We start from the raw sequence: 1,123 nt of genomic DNA, 5'->3' as shown, positions 1-1,123 counted from the left end.
CGCTGGTTGCTCATGGCACCTCCTAATGGGCCTCATTTTAAGGCTTGGAGATGTCTACGAAACTAGGGGCGATTCAAAATTGATATCTTTTCTTATTTCTGAAGTGGCCCCGTTATAGAAAGAACAACTGGCTGTGGCGATGTTCGAAAAGGCAAGAATGAACAATCCGAAAGTAGCGTGACCTCTATGTTTTACGATAAGGTCACTGGCTTTATATTTGGCAAGAGTCATGGTTTTCCGCCTATTGACAGATGCTTGAAAGGGAGCTGATGGCGGGGGTGGCGTTTTGCTCTACAAGCAGCTCAGGCAAGATGAAGTGTGACGTGCATTGCTGGCCAGATTTATCCCCCCATTTTACATGCAGTGCTCCGGACTGCGGCACACCGCTGAGGTATACCTCGCCCTCCAGGCCGACAACGCCCTCATTATTAGAATGAGTTGAGTTCTCCAGCAGTGTCGCGGTAGCGCCAAAAGGTACGGGCTTGCCGCCGTGACTCAAAGAAATCAATACACGCTTGCCAACACGAGTCTTAAAGTCTGCCAATACAAGCGCACCTTTGGTAGGAATCACCGTTTTGGTATTGATCTCAATATCAACGTCGTCAGTGAGTGTTGCGGTGTCAAGCGCTACCCGGTTTTTTCGGTATGTACTGAGATAGGGCACGACAGCATAACCACGCGAGTCGGTTTTTACACCGGTAGTATTCTTTACTTTGGCACCGGCTGCGTCAGGTGCCCGAACCAAGGCCATGGTTTCACCATGTTGTTGTGAAAGCGTGACACCATAAGGGTGGGCTACAATACCGCCTTGCAAGTTGTAATTGACTTGCTGTGATCGGGTGTCGTAGTTATAACCAATCCTGGCTTCTCCATAAGTGCCTTTGTAGTTTGCGTTGGCATTACCGCTACTGCCGACACCTTGGTTTGCGTACCGCTGTTGAATACTGTAGCTCAGGTTGTTGTCTGCCAGTGCGGTGCCGCTCAGGCCTACGTCATGAGCGCTGCTGCCTTGCTTGCTGGCGTTGAAATTGTAACTGGCCCAACTGTTAGGGAAGCTCCGATCAACTTGCCGCAACCGCGCAGTAAGTTGAAAATCCCGCTGAATTTGGCGCTATTGACCGCG

Annotated in this window: 1 protein-coding gene; it reads right to left on the bottom strand. The window is 50.2% G+C overall.

Annotation, left to right across the window (positions count from 1 at the left end; translation table 11 throughout):
* Positions 1-241: 241 nt before the first annotated feature.
* Positions 242-1,075 carry a fimbria/pilus outer membrane usher protein gene (locus GHO03_RS24520; RefSeq protein ID WP_153400693.1) on the bottom strand — a complete coding sequence of 278 codons (834 nt, stop codon included), beginning with the start codon at positions 1,073-1,075 and terminating at the stop codon, positions 242-244.
* Positions 1,076-1,123: the final 48 nt, after the last annotated feature.

Origin of the sequence: Pseudomonas sp. FSL R10-1339 (assembly GCF_009600545.1) — a bacterium.
In the GTDB taxonomy this organism is placed as follows: domain Bacteria; phylum Pseudomonadota; class Gammaproteobacteria; order Pseudomonadales; family Pseudomonadaceae; genus Aquipseudomonas; species Aquipseudomonas bubulae.
This window is presented reverse-complemented; position numbering and strand designations above follow the sequence as displayed.